The organism is Lacrimispora sanguinis (assembly GCF_044987295.1).
GTDB lineage: Bacteria > Bacillota > Clostridia > Lachnospirales > Lachnospiraceae > Lacrimispora > Lacrimispora celerecrescens_B.
The window spans coordinates 918,509-938,758 of sequence record NZ_CP173277.1 but is presented as its reverse complement, the minus strand read 5'-3'; the positions used below and the strand labels follow the sequence as shown (position 1 = coordinate 938,758).

Here is a 20,250-nt window from a genome sequence, read left to right as displayed (position 1 = left end):
TTGATGTTAAAGAATAAATGGAGGCATTTCAAATGTTGCATATTGTGAATGATGCGATGCTCATCAACCATTATACAGAAACCCATTATCGTTTTTACACTCAGATCGACTTATCACAGTACCCACAGGTTCATGATTTTTATGAGATTGTCCTTGTGACGGATGGTGTTCTGAAATTAACGTTGTGCGGAAAAAGCTTCGTCCTGCAATCTGGGCAGATAGCATTGATTCGCCCCGGCGATATTCACTCCAAAGCGGGAGAAGAAAGTGCTCATATTAATCTGGCGTTTCCGTCGTCGGCAATTGAGGCGCTCTTTTATTATTTATGCGACCCGAAAGGAGAAATGCGCCTTCTCGACATGATCGTGGTTCCGCCGGTTCAGCTTGGACAACCGGAATTTTTAGCACTGCAGGAAAAGATGCAATGGCTAAATACGATTCCAGTGAATGAAGGAGAGCGAATTCGGACCATATTGCGCCACCTCCTGTTTGACGTTGTGACCCATTATTTTCTTCCGCCTCAGGAAGATTCGGCATTTCATCAGACAGTTCCGTCGTGGCTTGCCTCGGCGCTTACCCTTTGGCAGTCCGGCGAACATCGTAGTGAAGGGCTGGATTTTCTTTGCATCGCCAGTGGCCGCAGCAAGGAGCATATTTGTCGTACCTTTAAACAGTGTTTTGGGGTGACTCCCTCCACATATCTGAACCGTCAGCGATTGAACTATGCTGTCAATCTTTTGCTCCATTCCGATTATTCTGTCACGGACATTGGATATGAATCGGGATTTGGAAGTTCCGGAAGATTTTACCATGTATTTAATGAGGTATATGGTACATCTCCTAGAAGATTTTTACAACAATACAACATCGCATCGTATATGAACAGATAACTGAGATTGCTTGAATTCATGCTTTTATCTGTTGACAATATTTGTCATGAAATCTTACCAGAACCCTTGACACAAGGAAGTGTAAATGATATAGTTACAGTTACAAACTGTAACTATAAAAAGTACAGAAATGAAAAACATTACATTGCAAAAGAGATGCAGCATTAGGGTAGTGGCTCCTAATTATTAAGTTGCATTTGGCTATGCAAGCGGGCAGCTTTCCTAGGATACTATGAAAAGTATCGGAGACGATGAAAGGAGAGCGGAATAGAATCAATGGGTAAGTATAGGGAAATAAGAAAAAGAAGAAAAAGAAATAGAAACATAGCTGTTGGCGTGCTCTTCATAGCGGCCCTGTCGGCCGGAGGCTATCTGTATTCCAGGGCCAGTTCCAACAGTCTACAGCCGGTCGGAGAGACAGAAAAGGAAACCACCGCAGACTTAACGGATAAAATCCTTTCCGCAGCCAGGGTTGGACAGACAGACTTGACCGGGCTTACGGTAAAGGAGGCAGAAGAAACCCTGATGGAGCGTTATCAGTGGGAGTTGATTGTCAGTGACGGGAAGGATTCTGTTTTATTGGACAATCTTATAGAACCACAGCTTCAGGCGATAAAGAAGCAATTGGAGGAAACACCCCCGGATCAAGCGCAGCAGTATGAAATTGATTATGAGGCATTAAGAGAGCCATTTATCAGTCAGGCAGCTTCGCTTGCTGAACGCTGGGATAAAGGCGCAGTTAACTCCGAGCTGGAGTCTTTTAATAAGACAACCGGAGCTTTCGTGTATACAAAAGAACAGAACGGCCGGGCTCTGGATCAGGAAAAGTTGGTGGAGCAGCTGTTGGATGCGGTAAAATCAGGGAATTACCAGGCTGAAATCATGGCTGGTTTTACGGTAACACCTCCTAAAAGGACTCAGGCCCAGGCAAAAGAGCAGTACGAGGTCATCGGAACCTTTACAACGACAACAACGGATAATAAAAATAGAAATCAAAACATTCGTCTGGCAGTGGATTCCATAAATGGACTTATTCTTAAGCCAGGAGAAGAGTTTTCCTTTAACAATACCACAGGGAACCGTACAAAGGAAAAAGGATATCAGCCTGCCGGCGCATATCGGAACGGAGTCCTGATAGAGGAACCGGGCGGAGGCGTGTGCCAGGTGTCTACCACCCTGTATCATGCAATCATTGAAGTCGGTTTTAAAACCACGGAGCGCAATGCTCACAGCTTTGCGCCGTCTTATGTGGAAAAGGGACAGGATGCTATGGTCAGCTTTGATGGCTACGCTGGTCCGGATCTGAAATTTGTAAATACCAGCAATCAACCCTTGGCGATCCGGGCTGCACTTGACGGAAAAAGTTTAAAGATATCTCTGGTGGGACTTCCTGTCCTGGAGGATGGGGTGAAAGTGTCAATCCGTTCCGAGAAAATCCGTGATTTGGAGCCGCTGGAGCCTGTATATGAGGAAAATCCTGCATTGCCCTATGGAACAGAAAAAGTAGTCGATAAGGGTACCATCGGTGGCGTTTACAAAAGCTACCGGGTGTATAAAAAGGGAGATACGGTGATAAAGGAAGAACCGCTTCATAATAGTACTTATAAAGGAAAGCCTGCAGTCATTAGCCGGAATACCACAGTGCCTCCGGCGGAAACCGAATCCCAGCCGCCTATAGAGACACAGCCGCAGACCACGGAAGCGCAGGAGAATTCTGAGATCGGACCTGGGGTTGGTGGTTCGGAGACTACTGTTCCGGAGGCGGATATACCAGTGGTTCCGAAAGCAGAATAAGATATGGAAAAAGGTACTTCAAACGTTTTACAGACGGTTGGAGTACCTTTTTTGTGTATCTGCCGCGATCAGCCGATATAGACTGGTTATATTTCGGCATGGAATGCGACATAGTAAAACGATAGCATTCAGTGATAAAAATTAGTTGCAAAGGAAACTAGTTTGTGTTAAACTAGAGATAGTTTCCTTTGCAACTATATTGAAAGAGGTGATTAGTATGGAAAATAACATTAACGTAGGACAGGTAAATGCTGCGATCTATCGCAATATACAAATTCTGCTTAGTAGTACTTTAAATGATTTAGATATAAAAAATGGACAATATGATTTTTTCCTTGTTATTTCTTTGAGAGAAGGCTTGTCACAAAAAGAATTAAGTGAGCATTTGCACATAAGCAAATCTACTACCGCAAAAGCAGTGAAAAACCTAACGGAAAAGGGGTATGTCATAAGAAAGAAAGACAAAGAGGATGGCCGGTTAGAGCATTTGTATCTGACAGAAAAAGGGCGGGAAAAATCTCCTTTTGTACAGAGTATATTTCAGAAAATTATTGAAGTATCAACAAGAGAGCTATCTCAGACTGAAATTACACAACTCCTGACTCTCATGCAGAAGGTCTTGAATAATATTATTTCTGAGAATATGCTATTATCAGAGAAAGAGTACGAAAATGAATAAAACAAAGCTTTGGACAAGTAATTTAGTGATCATTACATTGGTGAACTTCTTTATGTTTTTTTCATTTCAATTATTTCCTTCGGCATTACCGCCTTATTTGAAATCACTTGGAGCGAATGACAGTGTTCTGGGATGGCTGCAAGGAATCATGACAATTGCCACATTGCTGATTCGTCCCTTTGCCGGTATTGCATTGGATAAATACGGACGAAAATGGATTTTTGTTATGGGATTAATCGGTATGCTATTAATAACAACATCGTATAGGTTTTTTCCGTTGATTGAAATTATCATTGTCATCAGATGCGCTCACGGAATGGCCTGGGGAATCGCTAATACTGCGTGCAGCACGACAGCTTCCGATAACATACAAAAAGAACGTTTTTCTGAGGGTATGGGATATTTTAGCCTTGCGAGCAGTATTGCTATGGCTCTTGCTCCGGCGATTTCCTTGTCGCTTGGGATGCAGAAAAATATTATACTGGCAGCTGCTTTTCTAATAATTGCTATTTTTTTGGTATTTATCATGAATTTTAATAACCGTCCTGCTGTACAGAGTTCGATGACTCCAAGACCATCTTTGTATGCGAAAGAAGCTGCCTTACCCTCCGTAGTTATATTTTTAATTATGATTACATGGGGGGCGATCATTACCTTTTTGGCGCTGTATGGAGTACAAAAATCCATTTCAGGTACAGGAGCCTTTTTTACTGTATATGCTATCAGTATGCTAATTACTCGTCCATTCTTTGGAAAGCTGGTTGATCGCAGGGGATTTGGCGTAGGTATCTGGTCGGGGGTACTTCTAATACCGATCGCATTACTGTTGCTTTCAGTAAGTAACAGCTTAATTACTTTTCTGATTTGTGCGGTGATCTATGGTACTGGCATAGGTGCAGCCCAATCCAGTTTACAGACAATGGCAATTATTAAAGTCCCTAAGGAAAGAACCGGTGCCGCAAATGCCACATTTTTTACGGGTTTTGATGGCGGGATCGGGGCCGGTGCAGTTTTGGCAGGAATCATATCCACTTTTGCAGGATATGAAATGATGTTTGCATGGATGGCTATATTCCCATTTTTGGCGGGGATTCTTTATTTTATTAATTTAAGACTTAAAGGGAGAGCAGAAAAGTAGTATAATTACCTGCCACTTAATAGCGGATATATTTGAGATTAGAATAGATAGTTGATTTTCAATATAAAAATCAGGGAAAGGAACTATGAATATGGATATAGCTGTTTCATACGAAATTCCAGATGCACAGGAATATAATAATTTACGAATAATTTCCGGATTGAGTCCAAAAGATGAAGTGGGATCAGAAGTTGGATTGAAAAACTCCATCTTTATTGTTACTTTAAGGGATTCTGAAAAACTAATTGGTATGGGAAGAATTATAGGGGATAAAGGCTGCTTTTATCATATCGTGGACATTGCCGTTGCCCCCTCATATCAAGGAAATGGACTAGGTAAACGGATTATGTCAGAAATAGATACATACCTGAAGAATAACATTCCGAAAAATTCTTATGTTAGCCTGATTGCTGATATTCCGGCAGATGAACTATATAAAAAATTTGGGTTTGAGTATTCGGCTCCAAAGTCTGTTGGTATGATGAGAAAGATATAATTGGAGTCCGTTCTCCGAGAGAATGTGAAATAACAGGTACGAAATAGCAGGAAGCCTATAGTGGGCGGCTACCATTTGACAACCTTTTGTTGTTAAATAGTAGCTGCCTTTTAAATATCATTGATCTCAGAAACCATTTGCTTTCATTGCAAAGAAACAGTGGATTAAGGTCTGTTTTCTATGAATATTTATCGATAATATAGCGATAATAAACCCAAAAGTATTTACAGTAAAATAAAATTATAATAGAAATTGAAGGTAGAGAAGGAATGGAAGTTAAAGAGAGAATTGTGCAGGATAAAGGCTTAGATCACACTCTTAAATTATTGGAAGAAGGGTATTTATTCATTAAAAACAGAATGGATCTTTATAAATGCAATATTTTCGAAACTCATATCATGGGAGAAAAAGCAATTTGCATTAGTGGAGAAGAAGCATGTAAAATTTTTTATAATGAAGAGCTATTTCAACGAAAAGGTGCAATGCCAAAGAGAATACAAAAAACACTGTTTGGAGTTAATGCCATTCAGGGGATGGACAATCAGGCACATATTCAGCGAAAACTATTATTTATGTCTTTAATGACTGAGGTTCATCAAAAAGAACTTGCGGCACTTTTTGAGAAAGAAATGGAAGCTTCCGTTAATAAATGGGCGAATATGGAAGAAGTAGTACTATTTCACGAAGCTAAAAATGTTATATGTAAGATAGCATGTTTCTGGACCGGAGTTCCATTGGCGGAGTCTGATGTCGAAAGCAGGGCAGATGACTTTTGCGCTATGGTTGACGGACTGGGTGGTGTCGGACCCAGATACTGGAAAGGAAAGGCGGCACGCAATAGGACCGAGGAATGGATAGGAGGAATTATAGACGATGTGAGACAAGAGAAGCTCATAGTAAAAAAAGATTCCGCACTTCATTTAATGGCTTTTCACAGAGAGCCTGATGGCAGCCAAATGGAGTTACCAATGGCTGCAAAAGAACTTATTAATGTAATAAGACCTATTGTTGCTATTTCAACATACATTACTTTTACAGCTTTAGCTATGTATGAACATCCTGAGTGCCATGAAGAATTGATGCATGGCGATAACAATTATTTTGAAATGTTTGTGCAGGAAGTACGCAGATACTATCCGTTTACCCCATTTTTAGGAGCCAGGGTACACAAGGACTTTGTATGGAATCAGTACGAATTTAAAAAAGGAGTACTGGTATTGCTTGATGTTTATGGGATGAATCATGATTCCCAAATATGGAGTGATCCTGATGAGTTTCGGCCAGGGCGCTTTAAAGAACAAAAAGACAGGACATTTAGTTTTATTCCTCAAGGCGGTGGCGATCCAGGAAAAGGGCATCGCTGTCCTGGTGAAGGTATTACAATTGAAATGATGAAAGCAAGTATAAATTTTCTTGTAAATAAAGTTGACTTTGAAGTTCCGGAACAAGACTTAACCTACAGCCTTTCAAGAATTCCAACTTTGCCTGAAAGCGGGTTTATCATGAAAAACATTAGAAAGAAATTGTGAGTTTTTGCTGCCGGCTGACCCGCTCCCTGACCTGATTCAGAAACGAATCCGGTCCCAGTACCCGTACCACTGGGCCAAAGGCCAGCACCTGAATTAATAGCTCGGTTTCCCTGGTTTTATCATAATAGATGGAACAGCGATACTTACCTGTTTCATCTATTCTTTCGACCTTTTTCTGGTAACAGGAAAAATGAAGCATGGTTCTTTCCAAAGCATTTCGATCATCTGAAATTTCTATAACAATCGGTTCCTGACAGAGGGAATCTTCTGTAAATTGGTCCATATCAATCGGCTCTTCGATATAATATCCCGTTTCTTCTATCTTTAATATTCGCCCAATATGTAAAATATCCATGCGCCAGCCATTTCGTCGGCGATAAAGGGCGTAGAGCCGGAACTTGCCGTCTTTGGCGGAATATTCAATCCTGCAGGGCAGATAGGTAAACTCCATCAGTCGTCCTTTAACTGAGTAATAGGAGAGTTTAAGTGTTTGGTGTTGTTCTATAGCTTTTAGAATCAGCTGAAAGTGCTGCCGAAAAGAGGAGTTAATTACATCCCGATCCTGATAGTGATCAAAGTATTGAAAAGCGGACGGATCATACAGTGGGGCGGTATCTGCCAATAGCTGCCGTAGCAGTTCCAATTGTTCGTCAGTGAAAAATAGGCCGATCCGTTCGTCTTCAAGCAGCGTCTTCAGCCAGGATTTTTGAAGCGAGGTAAAAGGAACGCGGACGGGCTGCGACAATCGGGAAGCAAAATTCTTACCACCTTCGTCCGGTATAAGCAAAGCCCAGTCGCCATCAAGCAGATGAGGAATGATGGTAAGCGCACTTTCGTCGTAACCATATTTCTCGGCAATTCTAGCCATTTCGGCTGGACTTATCGTTGTCTGGGAGGCTTCCTCCAGTATTCTGGCAACAACCTGATAATAACAATTATATATTTCTGAAAAGAGTTCCATGTTACTGTCCTCCTAAAGACATGGTTTCGCTGGTATCCTCAGCATACATCTTTTGCATTCGCTTCATATCATGCCAGAAACGTAGTTCTACCTGCTTATTTGAACAGGTGAATTTAAGAATGCGTCCGGTAAAAGTTCTAATCCAGGGAATCATCTCAGCACTGTCCCAACACTCAATCGTATATTCGTAGATATCTGACTGGATTCGTTTCAGCTGTCCATGACGGCCTTCCCGATTAAGTCTGTTAATCAAGTAGCCTTCAGTCATTTCATCCAGGCTTATCTGCATGCAAACTTGTTCTGGCTCCCGGCGGCAGCCAAAGGAAACACCCCAGGTATAGCGGTTGTTCTTCTCATAGCCGGTTAAATATCGATCATAATCCGATTCGGATTTAAGCGGTGAAACATTTTGAACACTGTCCAGCCGGTAAGTCGACAGACGCCTGTCTGCCAGCCTGCGGACACATATGTAGCGGCGGCCGGTCTGGGTACTGACCCGGATTTTTAGCGGAACACACTCAAACTCATTTATATGCCCACTTCTGATATGCTTAATCTGAATTGATATTCGTTGTTTTTCCTTAATGGCTGTAAGCAGTGGCAGCAGAACCTCATCCTCCAGGGTATGTGCAAGATAATCGTGGCGAAACCGAAAATGATCATTCCGGCATCGGAGTGAATCCAGGATGGTGCTTCCAATAAAACCAAAGGGGGCGGCGGTCTGAAAATAAGAAACTGCTTCTTTCAGTCCAGTATATAGATCCGGATGGCTGGTCAGCCAATTCGGGTAAGCCATATACACGTGCTGCCGGCCTTCTTTTTTTACCATAAACAGCCCGTTCTGTTCATATTCCATCAGTTTATTCCGAACCGTCTGTACTTCAAACAGAACCTGATAACGTTCTATCAATTCATCGTTTATGGCATCCACATTGCGGGATTCCCCGTCCTGCATCAGATCCAGCAGAAAAAAGTGCAGCATAATATCATTATTTGTAAAGCTTTTGGTTTTCCATACATTAAATAAAGGATTACTGTCGATTCGGTTGCTGTCCATAGTGATGGCAACCGATTTTTTATGGCTAGAATCATAGTCGTACTGAATATAATCAGCAAACCAGCTTTCAATCCGTCGCCGCTCATTGTCGTAAGTGCGCCGGCCAGATTCTGGATAATCCATCCGAGATTTGAAACCATAGACATAGAAATCCCGGACATAAGTGCGTACTTTATTAAAATGTTTGATTAGCTCGTTGAATTCCGCCATGGTTTTGTGCTCCTGCTCATTGAAATGTATTCGTTGAGTCTATTATATAAGGACAATGGTTAAGTTCGCAACTTTTTTTAAATGATAAATAGAAAATACGGTGCTATGATATAGCCATGGTAAAAGATGGAAACGGAGGAAAGAAAAAATGTTTGTTATTTATAATGAAAAAACAAGAAAGCCGATCAAGGTCTGGCTGGAAAATATAGATCAGATTGAGGAAAGCTGTTTGGAGCAGGCGTACCACCTGGCCGATCTGCCTTTTATACATAAGTGGGTATGCCTGATGCCAGATACGCATACCGGCAAGGGAATGCCCATCGGTGGTGTGATTGCTACCAAAGGCGTCATTATTCCCAACGCAGTTGGCGTGGATATCGGATGCGGAATGAACTTTGTCTCTACCGATATTAAGGCTGCCGAACTTAAAGAAGTAATGACTGGTAACGGTACGTTGGTACAGACGATCATTGCAGATATTATGCGAAATGTTCCGGTGGGTTTTAAATCCCATAAAGAAAAACAGCTATCCCAGGTACTGGATCAAGCTCTTACTCGTGCTGAACAATACCAAAGCAATCCGGAGCTGTTTCCTTTGATTGATTCTGCTTATTACCAGGTAGGTACCCTGGGCGGCGGAAATCATTTTATTGAACTGCAGGAAGATCAGGATGGTTATTTAGGAATTATGTTACATTCCGGCAGCCGCCATTTTGGCAAGAGCATCTGCGATGTATACCATAAGAAAGCCAGAGCCTTGAATACGGAGTGGTATTCACAGGTGCCCGATGAATATCGGCTGGCGTTTCTGCCGGTTGAATCAAACGAAGGACAGGAATACATTACCTGGATGAATCTGGCTATGGACTATGCCTTTGAAAACCGGGCCCGGATGATGGAAAATGTAAAGGAAATTGTTGCCTTGAAGATTCGGAAATACTTAAACCAGGAGGTCTTGTTTGGTCAGGAGATTAACTGTCATCATAACTATGCAGCTTTGGAAAATCATTATGATAAAAATGTCTGGGTGCACCGCAAAGGTGCCACCAGAGTCCGCGATGGGGAACTGGCAGTAATTCCTGGTGCAATGGGATCCTATAGCTATGTAGTCAAAGGAAAGGGAAATGAAGAGAGCTTTTGCACATCTTCCCACGGTGCAGGCCGGGCTTATTCCCGTAAGGGTGCAATGGCCGCGTTTAGCTGTGAAGAGGTCTTAAATGATCTGAAAGAACAGGGGATTGTCCTGGGTAAAACAAAAAAGGCAGATGTGGCAGAAGAAAGCCGATTTGCTTACAAAGATATACAGACTGTGATGGAAAATCAGACTGATTTGGTAGAGATTGTATCTCAGCTAAAGACCGTCGCAGTGGTAAAAGGGTAATTGCCTGCTATATACCAGCGTACAGAGCTGGATGGTGCCGGCTGTAATACAGTTCGGTATGCCGCAGGAATTATATAAATGCGAGGTGGAAGATAAATCCACAAAATCGCCCAAATTGATTTGTTGCAGGTTCAAATCCTGCCGGTTATGGAACCGTATCTCAATGGTAGAGAAATCAAAAAGACACCTGTTAAGTGTCCCACTTTATGAAATGTAAACATGGTATCTGCCTGCCAGTCTGCTAGCGGAATTAGATAACCGACTAGCTCCGGTAACCAGGGGACGTCGGTATCGGTCCCGTCATGCAGTTATGGCAACAGAGGAGCAGCCTCGCACTGATCATTCGCTGCAGTACAGTTTTCGGTCTCATGCCCGTCCAGAAGGAAAGTCAAAAGATTGCTTTCCGGGCGGCCGGGTACCAGATCAGAAACCAGGCTGAAGCCGATCGGTCCGCAGCATCTCTGCGGCAGATATCAGGCTTACATTCTCAAACGACATCTATAACAAGCGTGAATCATAAATAAGAGGTGAAAGCTATGAAATATATAATTAATCAGAACCAATGTGGTTTTTTAATAAAGGATGGTATTTTTATCAAAACCTTATACTGCGGAAAATACTGGTATCCAGGAATGCTCGGTTATCAAGTTGTAATAGAAAAAATGGAAGGTTCCGTCGGTTTTGGCACATTGCCTGCAGAGGTATTATTGCAGGATCAAACATTTGCTGATAAAGTTTTACATATTAAGATACCCGAGGGACACATCGGCATTCTGCGATTAAATGGTGTGGTACAGCAGGTGCTGACTGAACCGGTATATCTGTATTGGAACAATTGGAATCGATATGATTATGAACTGTTGGATATGAGAGAGCCGAAAATGAAGGCGGAGATCACCAAGTCCTATCTGGCTCATATTCCGCTAAAATATTATAAGAAAATTGAGATTAAAACGGGTGAAACCGGTGTTTTGTATTTTGACAACCTAATGGTGGGCGAATTGGCGGCTGGTACCTACTTTTATTGGACTTATGCCAAAGACGTAGTATGTCAGGTGATTGATTTAAGAGCGAGATCCATAGAGATCAACGGCCAGGAAATCCTGACAGCCGACCGAATCGGTATCAGAGTCAATCTTTTATGCACTTACCGGGTCACTCAGGTGAAAAGAATGCTTGAGACCATTAAGAATCAAGAAGCTCAGATATATGCCTGCGTGCAGTTGGTGGTTAGAGAATACATCGGCAAATATCGGTTGGATGAGATACTGGAGCAGAAAGAAGAAATCTCCGGTTTTATCTGCACACAGCTGAAAGAAGTGCAGGATGACTACTGCATTGAATTTATGACCGTAGGTATTAAGGATATTATCTTACCGGGAGAGATCCGGGAGATTATGAATACCGTACTGATCGCCGAACGGAAAGCTCAGGCCAATGTTATCACCAGGAGAGAGGAAGTGGCTTCCACTCGGTCACTTTTAAATACGGCAAAGCTCATGGATGAGAATAAAACGCTGTATAAATTAAAGGAGTTAGAGTGTTTGGAACGAATCTGCATGCAGGTCGGCAATATCAACGTAGCCGGCAGCGGCGCATTGCTGGAGCAGCTGCGGGAGCTGATGGGAGGATTCGCTTAAACATAATAGCAGATTTCACAAATAGGCTGCCCTTGGCACGAAAATGTGCCAGAGGTGCCTGTTTGTGAATTTTACGCCATAAGCCGATAACCAGCACCCCGTACCGTCTGGATATACCGGGGGTTGCCCGGATCTTCCTCTATTTTGTCCCTCAGCCGGTTGATGTGGACGGCGACAGTGGCATTATCGCCTATGGCCTCCATACCCCAGATACGCTCGTAAAGCGTTTCCCGGCTGAAGACCACATCTGCGTTAAGCGCCATAAACAGCAAGAGCTCATATTCCTTGTTTTTTAACTCGATTTCAATGTCATTTACATAGACCCTGCGAGTATCGGAGCTAATTCGGATGTTGCCGATTGTAATCTGTATCGGCTCAGTCTTATCCGTTTTCTTTAATCGGGCATATTGTGCCAAGTTTGCCTTAACCCGTGCTACCAGCACACTGGGAGAAAAAGGCTTTTCAATGTAATCATCCGCACCAAGTCCCAGTCCGCGTATCTTATCAATATCCTCCCATCGTGCCGTGACCATCAGGATAGGAATGTCCAGTGTCTCCCGCAGTTTGCGGCAGATGGTAAAGCCGTCAATACCGGGAAGCATTAGGTCAAGCAGGATTAGATCGTAGCAGCCCTGCAATGCTTTTTCCAAACCGGTATTCCCATTCGTCGCAATTTCCACTTTAAAGTTATGGATCTCAAGATAATCTCGCTCAATCGCTGCGATATCTGTATCATCTTCTATAATCAGTATTCTTTCCATGTTATTCCTCCGCTTTTGGCAGCCAAATCACAATTTCCAGACCACCATTTTTGCCGGTTTTTGCTTCAATCGTTCCTTTCATACGCAGTATCGCATTGGCGGCGATAGCAAGACCAAGACCGCTGCCGCAATGAGGATTCTGCCGGGAAGGATCACTGCGATAAAACACTTCGAACAGGTGGGACAGTGCTTCTTTCGGGACACCGGGACCATCGTCACAAAGGGAAAGGCGGTATCCGCCTTTATCCTCCCGCAGGGAGATGGTCAGAGTACCAGTAACCTTTGTTTTATACTTAGCACTGTTCTCTATAATGTTGGTCAGCACACGCCGAAGCTGATCCGGATCAGCCAACACCGTTGCCGGTACGAGAGCATTGGCGGACAAAACCAGTCCCTTTTCCTCGTACTCCGTACCTAATGCACGTATGAACTGCCGAACTTCATCGTCAAGCCGTAGGAGCTCCGGGTTATCTGGATATTCACCCAGCTCCATCTTGGAGAACAGGAAAATCTTGGATAACATACGATCGATGTCTTCAGCTTTGTTTTTGATGATTTCTAAATATCCTTTTTGGGTTTCCGGTGTTTTGGCAATGCCATCCAAAAGCCCTTCCACATAAGCGCGTATAGAAGTTAACGGACTGCGCAGGTCATGGGAAATACCGGCTAACAGTTCCTTGCGGCTTTGCTCATGCTGCTTAGTCAGCTCCACGGAAGCTTTGAGCCGGGCGGCCATTTCATTAAAATCGGCACAGATAGGTGCGAACTCGTCTTGACATTCATATACAATGCGGTGCTCTAAATTTCCGTCGCTGATCTGCCTTACGCCGTCAGAGAGAATGTCCAGCGGATGTTCGATTTTCTGGAATACAAATTTAGTGAGAAATCGGTTTGTAATCAGGATGGAGATGAGTATGGCAAACATAAGAATGAACGCCAATATTACAAGAACAACTTTTAGGGTCCGGTGGGATAGCTCCGAAGGGCTGGCAAAGATTGCGATGCGGTAAACGGCACCATCATTTTCAACTTGCTGAACATATAGCTCACGTGTCCCGTTGGAAACGAAGCCTTTGCCTCCCAAGATGGCTTCAGCTTCCATTAGAATTCCATCAGCTTCGGTTGCTCGCCCGTACTGATAGAGCGTTTTACCGGAAGAATCCACAGATAACGCCATGGCGTTTTCGTCAAGTATTCCGCTGATCCAAGACAAATCTTTCACAAGGTTTTCATGTTTATCTTTCTTCAGTGATTTTTCGACAATCATGGAAATGCCCCGACTGGCCTTATAAAAGTCTTCGCTGTCATTAAAACCCAGTCCCGCGCCAGATGTGACGACAAACCAGAGAATGCCCGCGCAAATAATCCCAATAAATGAAGTGATTATTACCGGTACGATGATCATCAAAATATTGGAAATAACAAGTCGTTTTTTTATTGTTATTTTTTTATTAAATATTGTTTTTATTATCATATAAAACACCACCCTGTAAACAATATTCTAAAGTATAACATAATTTTTTTGGTTAGACTTAAACCCTGCATAAACAATATAAAAATAATTGCCACTTTATTATATTGCACAGAAAAGTGGTTTTGTCAAATGAACAAAACCATTTTTATAGTTTATGAAGAGTTTAACTTCAATTTAACTGGACTTTATGTTGAGATAATATGGTTAAGTAATCGGAAAATAAGTCTGGTTATAAATGGAGGAATAACATGGAAGAATCAATCCAAGGTCTATCTACGCAGGAAGTAATGGACCGAAAAGAATGCGGAGATTTGGGAAACATACCAGGTTCCATTACAAAGACCAAAGCGCAGATATTGAAAGAAAATATTTTTACATTATTTAATTTGCTCAATTTTATCATTGCAGCTTTGCTTTTTGCTGTCGGCGCTTATTCTAATATGATTTTTATTGTGATCATCATCGTCAATATTGCGATCGGAATTGCACAGGAACTAAAGGCCAAAAAGCTCATAGACGAGCTGTCGATCTTAAACCGGCCAAAGGCAAAATTGGTAAGAGATGGCAGAGAAATTGTCGTTGAAACCGGGGACGTCGTAATAGATGATGTGATGGTACTGGAAAGCGGACATCAAATTTGCAATGACGGGATCGTGCTTGACGGTATGGCAGAAGTTAATGAATCGCTGTTAACCGGCGAGAGTGATGCCATTTTAAAGACAGAGGGCAGTGAGCTTTATTCCGGAAGCTTTGTCGTTTCAGGGAAATGTTATGCAAAAACAACGCACATAGGCAGTGAGAATTATGCTGTGAAGCTCATGGAGGAAACAAAAAAGACAAAGAGGGTATCGTCTGAATTGCTTGGCTCCATGAAACAGGTGACCCGCTTTACAAGCTTTCTCATTGTACCGTTGGGGATTCTGTTATTCCTTGAAGCAATAACGCTCAGGCATGTGTTGGTTTCAGAAGCGATCGTATCTTCTTCGGCTGCATTACTGGGGATGCTGCCCAAAGGATTGGTACTCCTGATTGCCGTTTCCCTTGCTACCGGCGTGATCCGCCTGGCAAATATGAAGATTCTGGTTCAGAATATCTATTCCCTGGAGACGCTGGCGCATGTGGATGTTCTGTGCCTTGATAAAACGGGAACCATTACAGATGGTAAGATGAAAGTTAAAGAAGTGCTGCCTCTATCGGATTCCCCGATTAAAAAACTGTCGCCGCTGATTCAGTCTTATCTTGCTGCGTGCGATGATAATAACGCAACCTTTCAGGCTCTCCAAGAGTATTTTGGAACAAATTCCGTATACCAGCAGGCCTATAAGATTCCTTTTTCCTCCCTTCGGAAGTGGGGCGCGGTCAGCTTTAACTCTGCCGGAACCGTGTTCATCGGTGCGGCGGAGCGGATTATGAACGTTTTGCCTTCGGCTGTGGAACACCAGATCGAAAAGGGATACCGTGCTGTTGTAATAGGTTTTTACGATGGTGAATGGGATAATGAAAGAGAACTGCCGGATGAGATTAAACCGATGTGTGCCGTTATTTTAGAAGATAGCATTCGAAAAGGTACTGAAAAAACACTGGAGTATTTTCGCAAAGAAGGTGTGGACGTAAAAATTATTTCTGGCGATCATGTCAAAACTGTGTCTAAAATCGCGCAGAAAGCGGGATTAAAGGAATGGGAAAACGCAGTCGACTTATCCTCCTTTGGAGAGGATACGGATTATGACAGCATATGTATGAAATATGCCGTATTTGCCCGGGTGACACCAAAACAAAAGCAGTTACTTGTAATGGCAATGAAGCGGGCAGGACATCAGGTGGCAATGACTGGCGATGGGGTGAATGATCTTTTGGCACTCCGGGAAGCAGATTGTTCCATTGCGATAGCCGAAGGCAGCGATGCCAGCCGCCAGATTTCACAGATCGTTTTGTTGGACTCAGATTTTGCAAATCTGCCGCAGGTGGTGTTGGAAGGCAGAAAAGTAATTAATAATGTGACCAGAACAGCAGGGGTATTCTTTATTAAAACGATCTATTCTTTGCTGCTGTCCCTGTTCTTTCTGTTATTTAATATGCCGTTTCCATTTATTCCAATTCAAATAACGTTGATTGACGCCTTTATCGAAGCATATCCATCGTTTCTGACAATTTTTGAATCGAATACAAAGAAATCCAGCAGATCTTTCTTAAGGACAGCATTGGCAAATGCAGCACCATTTGCGCTGACAATAACAGCTGGGGTCATATTTATCAGCCTTACCTTACCATTTGAAACACAGCAAAGGCAGACAATTATGTACATGCTTTTAATTTTGATATCAATGATGTCGGTTATTAAAAGTTGTATGCCATTTACAAAGTTGCGTGTATTTATTTGCGTAACGATGGTGCTTGGGGCGTTTGGTGCGCTGTGGATACTGCCGCAGTTGTTTGAAATTACAGCATTGACAACGGCGATGTTGTCTTATATCGGTAAAGTATTTATAGGACTCTTGCTGTTTTTGACACTTCTAATCCTTATGACTAACAGCAAAATAGTAAAACTTGCGAAAGACAAGTGAAAGGTGTTAGACGAATAAAATATATCTGTTATAATAAAAAGGGGAGCCGCCATACTCGTGCTGGCTGGCAAGATAGGATACAGATATGCCAATGGTTTATCGGATTTTAAAAGGAGAAATACATGGAAAATCATTCACAAAAAGAGCTGGATGCTGTCTTACAACTCATAGTTACTACTATAAATAATTGTGAAAAGATGCAATTGAAATTTGCAGAGGGCACATCACAGCATTCTCTTTTAAAAAACAGAATAAAGGCTCTGTATATTTCAAAAGCCTTAATAGAAAATGATAGTAATAAAGGGATGTATACGGATACAGATTTATTAAAAGCATTACCGCCTGTTCAATCAATCATAAGCAAAACAGAGAAGGCTCAAAATAAATATGACAAAGAAACAATCCAATACAGGCGATTTGCGCCTATCATAAGTGCAATGTATATTTCGAAAAACTTTATAGAGGATGAAATCTCGAATCGAACACAGGAAACTCATATTGACTTTTCAAGCAATTGATAGTACAATGGTAAAAAATAAATTGAGGTGAAAAGATGATTAATTTTTCTTGCTAATTTTTCCAGTACAATGAATACGAAGCGAAACAGGGGTGTCCTGTTTGTTTTGTTGTACTCATGCAAGAAAAATATTCTTTTTCTCTTAATTTATACACTTTTGTTGTGCTATCATGTTTAGCTTAACTGCGTATATTTATGAGCTGTAAGAATAATTAATTCTTGCAGCTCTATTTTTATTTAATCGAAAAGGAGGAGTAATTATATTATGATAAATAAAGACACGTTACTAACACATGTTTCTATCCATATAGAGTCGGATACTGCAGGCGGCACTTATATGGAGTAATAATAAGGTCGCCTATTGTTCCGACTTTGTTATTTAAATTATTAAATTCAGAGGAGGACAAATATATGTCTTTAATAAATGTTGCAAACCTTACCTTTGCTTATGAAGGTAGTTATGATAATATTTTTGAAAATGTAAGCTTTCAGATTGATACCGATTGGAAATTAGGCTTTACCGGAAGAAATGGCAGAGGAAAGACAACGTTTTTAAATCTTTTGCTGGGTAAATACGAATATAGCGGAAGCATTTCAGCGAATATAACGTTTGAATATTTTCCTTATGAAGTGCAGGAACAAAGTAATTTCACCATGGATGTTATAAAGGAAATCAGTCCAAATTCGGAGGATTGGGAGATAGTTAAAGAATTATCATTATTAGATATGGACTATGACACGTTATACAGGCAGTTTTACACACTATCGAAAGGGGAGCAGACCAAAGCACTACTGGCTGCTATGTTTTTGAAGGAGAAATCCTTCTTACTGATCGATGAGCCAACCAATCATTTGGATGCAGAAGCCAGACAAAAGCTGAGTGATTACTTGAAGAAAAAGAAAGGATTTATTCTTATATCCCATGACAGGTCCTTTTTGGATAATTGTATCGATCATATCTTATCCATTAATAAAACTAATATTGAAATACAAAAGGGAAATTTTTCTTCATGGTGGAGTAACAAAGAGTTACAGGATCGTTACGAGCTGGCAGAAAATGAGAAATTAAAAAGGGATATCACCAGACTTTCCAGCGCTGCGAAACGGACTTCCACCTGGTCAGATAGTGTTGAAAGCAGTAAGTATGGAACCACTAATTCCGGAAGCAAATTAGACAGAGGATATGTAGGACATAAAGCTGCTAAAATGATGAAGCGTGCCAAAAATATTGAAGCCAGACAACAAAACATGATTGAGGAAAAGTCAAAGCTTCTTAAAAATATTGAATCAAATGAAAGCTTAAAATTAGCACCGTCTTCGTTCCATGATAAAAGACTTGTAGAGCTTACAGATGTTGCAATTAAATATGACGATAAAATAGTCTGTGAAGGAATAAGTTTCACGATCGAGCAAGGTGAAAAAATTGCTGTTCAAGGAAAGAACGGCAGTGGAAAATCAAGTATATTGAAATTGATTTATGGAGATGACATCCCACATAGTGGAATTGTAAGAAAGAACAACAAGCTAATCATCTCGTATGTCTCACAAGATACTTCAGATTTGTATGGTGATTTATCTGAGTATGCAGATAAGCAGGGTATTGATGAAAGCTTATTTAAATCCATGCTTAGAAAACTTGATTTTTCAAGAGAACAGTTTGAAAAGCATATCGAAGATTTTAGCGGTGGGCAGAAGAAAAAGGTACTGCTTGCAAAAAGTCTGTGTGAACGGGCACATTTATATATTTGGGATGAACCATTGAACTTTATTGATGTCATTTCCCGTATGCAGATTGAGAAGTTATTAACGGAGCAGGAACTTACAATTTTGTTTGTCGAGCATGACAGAACATTTTGTGAAAATGTAGCAACAAAAACAATTAAATTGTAAAGTAGAAAAGGAAATTAATATGATTAAGGAGTTTTTAATAGCAACACACAATAGGCTCCATGCAAAGCCGGATGTTTTGGGCGACGCTTGCATGGAGTAGTATAAGTCGCTAATCATACTGGCTTTGCTTCCTAACAATTAAAAGTGAGGAGGAAGCCTGCGTGAAACAGACTAAAACAAAATATAATAAAATGAATCAAATAGTATCAGATTTGAAATTACCTGATTATAGATACGAACAGCTCACTAATGCTATTTTTCATCAAAAAATCGATCAATTTGATAATATGCAGATATTGCCAAAAGCGTTAAGGAAGGCTTTAACAAATGAGTTTGGAAATCGTGTATCAAGTGTAAAATCTGTTTTTATACAAGATTCCAAACAAGCTGAAAAATTACTCTTCGAATTAACTGATGGAGAAAAAATAGAAGCTGTTGGACTAAAATATAAACAGGGGTGGGAATCGTTTTGTATATCTACCCAATGTGGTTGTGGTTTTGGATGTCGTTTTTGTGCAACGGGAAGTGCTGGATTTAAACGCAATCTTACTGCTGATGAGATAACGGACCAATTACTTTATTTCCTTTTTAACAATCATAGACTAAGTAGTGTTTCGTTTATGGGAATGGGTGAGGCTTTTGCAAATCCAGAGTTATTTGATGCAATAAAAATTTTAACGGATCAGAAATTATTTGGATTAGGTCAGCGAAGAGTTACTATTTCAACAGTTGGCATTATTCCGGGAATTCAACGATTGACCAAAGAGTTCCCACAAGTGAATCTGGCCTTTTCCCTTCATTCACCATTTGATAAACAACGAAGCGATTTAATGCCTGTAAATAAAAGATTTCCATTGAATGAAGTGATGAAAGCATTGGATGAACATATCATTCATACGGGCCGGCGGGTGTTTATTGCTTATATCATGCTTGATGGAATTAATGATTCCAAAGATCATGCAGAAGCAGTTGCAGGTTTACTGAAAAGTCGTGGTTCGTGGGGACATTTATATCACATTGATTTAATCCCTTATAATTCTACTGATAAAACAACAATTAGATTTCAATCTTCAAATGCTATCAGGCAATTTTGCAGTACTCTAAAGAAAGCCGGTATAAGCGTAACCATTAGAACGCAATTTGGTTCTGAAATTAGTGCTGCATGCGGACAGTTGTATTATGAAAATGAAGTATGATGTTTGTCACGAATTTTATATCAAAAATTATGCTTATGATTTGTTCATCAGCCAATAGTAGAAAACAAGGTGC

At 41.1% G+C, this 20,250-nt stretch carries 16 protein-coding genes; 12 read left to right on the top strand and 4 right to left on the bottom strand.

All coding sequences use genetic code 11. The annotated features are described in order from the left end of the window. The first annotated feature begins 32 nt into the window (after positions 1-32). The 6 genes from ACHZES_RS04440 to ACHZES_RS04415 all read left to right on the top strand — a co-directional run bounded on the left by ACHZES_RS04440 (position 33) and on the right by ACHZES_RS04415 (position 6,526). A complete protein-coding gene (locus ACHZES_RS04440; RefSeq protein WP_395547763.1) occupies positions 33-890 on the top strand; it encodes a helix-turn-helix domain-containing protein in 858 nt (285 codons plus the stop codon). Between the two features lie 276 nt (positions 891-1,166). Next, complete coding sequence (locus tag ACHZES_RS04435; protein ID WP_395547764.1) at positions 1,167-2,684, top strand: VanW family protein; 1,518 nt, start codon at positions 1,167-1,169, stop codon at positions 2,682-2,684. Positions 2,685-2,901: 217 nt separating this feature from the next. Beyond that, positions 2,902-3,363, top strand: coding sequence for a MarR family winged helix-turn-helix transcriptional regulator (locus tag ACHZES_RS04430; protein WP_038282273.1), 462 nt, complete (start codon positions 2,902-2,904; stop codon positions 3,361-3,363). Continuing rightward, positions 3,356-4,501, top strand: coding sequence for an MFS transporter (locus ACHZES_RS04425; RefSeq protein ID WP_395547765.1), 1,146 nt, complete (start codon positions 3,356-3,358; stop codon positions 4,499-4,501). Before ACHZES_RS04430 ends, ACHZES_RS04425 begins: the two co-directional genes overlap by 8 nt. 85 nt (positions 4,502-4,586) lie before the next feature. After that, positions 4,587-4,997 (top strand): GNAT family N-acetyltransferase, encoded by a 411-nt coding sequence (locus tag ACHZES_RS04420; RefSeq protein WP_038282270.1) that lies wholly within the window; start codon positions 4,587-4,589, stop codon positions 4,995-4,997. A 269-nt stretch (positions 4,998-5,266) separates the two neighbouring features. Then, positions 5,267-6,526 (top strand): cytochrome P450, encoded by a 1,260-nt coding sequence (locus ACHZES_RS04415; protein ID WP_395547767.1) that lies wholly within the window; start codon positions 5,267-5,269, stop codon positions 6,524-6,526. Here ACHZES_RS04415 and ACHZES_RS04410 read toward each other — a convergent pair. Together ACHZES_RS04410 and ACHZES_RS04405 are read right to left on the bottom strand one after the other, a co-directional pair. Then, a complete protein-coding gene (locus ACHZES_RS04410; RefSeq protein WP_395547768.1) occupies positions 6,510-7,487 on the bottom strand; it encodes a WYL domain-containing protein in 978 nt (325 codons plus the stop codon). The two genes, ACHZES_RS04415 and ACHZES_RS04410, sit on opposite strands and share 17 nt — an antisense overlap. Before the next feature lies 1 nt (position 7,488). Next, positions 7,489-8,754 (bottom strand): WYL domain-containing protein, encoded by a 1,266-nt coding sequence (locus ACHZES_RS04405; RefSeq protein ID WP_395547769.1) that lies wholly within the window; start codon positions 8,752-8,754, stop codon positions 7,489-7,491. Between the two features lie 148 nt (positions 8,755-8,902). Between ACHZES_RS04405 and ACHZES_RS04400 the strand changes: the two genes are divergently transcribed. Beyond that, on the top strand, positions 8,903-10,135 hold the full coding sequence (locus tag ACHZES_RS04400) for an RtcB family protein (protein ID WP_395547770.1): 1,233 nt from the start codon (positions 8,903-8,905) through the stop codon (positions 10,133-10,135). Positions 10,136-10,671: 536 nt separating this feature from the next. Next, a complete protein-coding gene (locus ACHZES_RS04395) occupies positions 10,672-11,775 on the top strand; it encodes a slipin family protein (protein ID WP_395547771.1) in 1,104 nt (367 codons plus the stop codon). A gap of 71 nt (positions 11,776-11,846) precedes the next feature. Here the strand turns inward: ACHZES_RS04395 and ACHZES_RS04390 are convergent, their stop codons facing one another. Further along, on the bottom strand, positions 11,847-12,536 hold the full coding sequence (locus ACHZES_RS04390) for a response regulator transcription factor (RefSeq protein WP_395547772.1): 690 nt from the start codon (positions 12,534-12,536) through the stop codon (positions 11,847-11,849). Position 12,537: 1 nt separating this feature from the next. Beyond that, the gene (locus ACHZES_RS04385; protein WP_395547773.1) at positions 12,538-14,010 is read right to left on the bottom strand and encodes an ATP-binding protein; all 1,473 of its coding nucleotides are present in this window, start codon (positions 14,008-14,010) and stop codon (positions 12,538-12,540) included. A 248-nt stretch (positions 14,011-14,258) separates the two neighbouring features. On the opposite strand from ACHZES_RS04385, the gene ACHZES_RS04380 reads away from it, so the two are divergent. The 4 genes from ACHZES_RS04380 to ACHZES_RS04365 all read left to right on the top strand — a co-directional run bounded on the left by ACHZES_RS04380 (position 14,259) and on the right by ACHZES_RS04365 (position 20,177). Further along, a complete protein-coding gene (locus ACHZES_RS04380) occupies positions 14,259-16,574 on the top strand; it encodes an HAD-IC family P-type ATPase (RefSeq protein WP_395547774.1) in 2,316 nt (771 codons plus the stop codon). Between the two features lie 122 nt (positions 16,575-16,696). Further along, on the top strand, positions 16,697-17,092 hold the full coding sequence (locus ACHZES_RS04375) for a hypothetical protein (RefSeq protein ID WP_395547775.1): 396 nt from the start codon (positions 16,697-16,699) through the stop codon (positions 17,090-17,092). Positions 17,093-17,502: 410 nt separating this feature from the next. After that, positions 17,503-18,981: an Lsa family ABC-F type ribosomal protection protein gene (locus tag ACHZES_RS04370; protein WP_395547776.1), complete on the top strand. Its 1,479-nt coding sequence runs from the start codon at positions 17,503-17,505 to the stop codon at positions 18,979-18,981. A gap of 161 nt (positions 18,982-19,142) precedes the next feature. Further along, entirely contained in the window at positions 19,143-20,177 is a 1,035-nt protein-coding gene (locus tag ACHZES_RS04365) for a Cfr family 23S rRNA (adenine(2503)-C(8))-methyltransferase (RefSeq protein WP_395547777.1), read from the top strand. The last annotated feature ends 73 nt before the right edge of the window (positions 20,178-20,250 follow it).